We start from the raw sequence: 1,267 nt of genomic DNA, 5'->3' as shown, positions 1-1,267 counted from the left end.
CGCCGTCGACTACACCTTCGCCCTGGAGGAAAAGAACACCCAGGGCTCCACCTCGGTCAAGTTCACGCCGCAGGGCAGCCCGGAGAAGTTCACCCCGGACGGCGCCGACGGTGCAGTCATGAAGTGCCAGGCGTACAAGCTCTCCAAGACCAGCAGCGTGAAGACGGTGACGCTCCCGATCTGCGTCTGGGCGGACGCCAGCACGATCGGCGAGGTCATCCTCGCCGACCAGGTGAGCGGCCTGAGCGGCGGCAAGCCGCTCGCCGACGTCGCCGAACTCGCCGCCAAGTTCCGCACGAGCGCCCGCGCCGAGATCAGCTAACAGCCGACACCAGCCCTGAGGGGGAGTCAGATGAGCTTCAACCAGCCGCCGCCGCAGCAGCCCGGACCGTACGGGGGTGGGCAGCCCAATCCGTACGGAGGCGGCCAGCAGCCCCCTCAACAGCCCAACCCCTATGCCCAGCAGCCGGGTTACGGCTACCCGCCGCAGCAGCAGCCGGGCCCGTACGGCCAGCCGCCCCAGCAGCAGCCGTACGGGCAGCCGCCGTACGGGCAGCAGCCCCCGTACGGCCAGCCCCCTTACGGGCAGCCGCCGTTCCCGCCGCCGCCCCCGCCGCGCAACAAGAACAAGCTGATCGCCATGGTGGCGATAGGCGCCGTGGTGGTCGTCGGCGGCGGCGTGGCCGCGGCCGTCCTGCTGAGCGGCGGTGACAGCGGCGGCGGTCAGGCGATGAAGCTCGTCACGCCGCAGACGCTGGACGGCGGCAAGTACAAGCTGAACGCCGACACCGACTCGCTCAAGCAGCAGGGCAAGAGCGTCCAGGGCAGCATGCCCAAGGGCGCCACCTCCGTCCTCGGCAGCTACGACATCGCCGACAGTCCCATGGCCAAGCTGTCGTTCTCCGGCGCGTACGGCACCATCGGCAGCCCCGACAAGGTCAAGGACGGAATGTTCAAGGGCTTCGAGGGCGGCATGATGGGCACGAGCGTGGTGCAGAAGCGCCAGAAGTTCACCCCGAACGGCTCGGACGGCCCGACCGTCGAGTGCGAGGTCGTCAAGATCCAGAACCAGGTCTACGCCCCGGCTTGCGTATGGGCCGAGAAGTCCAACGCGGCGATGGTCCTGTCGGTCGACCCCAAGAACATCAGCGAGGACTCCGTGGACGTCGAGGCGTTCGCGAAGACCACCGCGGGCGTCTACAAGGACGCCCGCAAGCCCGCCTGACGCGGCGGCGCATGACGAAGGGGCGCCCGGTCCGACTCGGAC

The 1,267-nt window shown here is 69.3% G+C and carries 1 protein-coding gene and 1 pseudogene; both read left to right on the top strand.

Annotated features, from left to right (window positions below):
- A pseudogene (locus ACFU99_RS44035) lies at positions 1-322 on the top strand (hypothetical protein); the annotation flags it as partial.
- Positions 323-352: 30 nt separating this feature from the next.
- The gene (locus ACFU99_RS44030) at positions 353-1,225 is read left to right on the top strand and encodes a hypothetical protein (RefSeq protein WP_384404462.1); all 873 of its coding nucleotides are present in this window, start codon (positions 353-355) and stop codon (positions 1,223-1,225) included.
- The last annotated feature ends 42 nt before the right edge of the window (positions 1,226-1,267 follow it).

It is taken from the genome of Streptomyces sp. NPDC057654, from assembly GCF_042800135.1.
GTDB lineage: Bacteria > Actinomycetota > Actinomycetes > Streptomycetales > Streptomycetaceae > Streptomyces.
This window is presented reverse-complemented; position numbering and strand designations above follow the sequence as displayed.

Coding starts and splice junctions, on each gene's coding strand:
- ACFU99_RS44030 (WP_384404462.1), top strand. CDS start 353: ATGAGCTTCAACCAGCCGCCGCCGCAGCAGCCCGGACCGTACGGGGGT.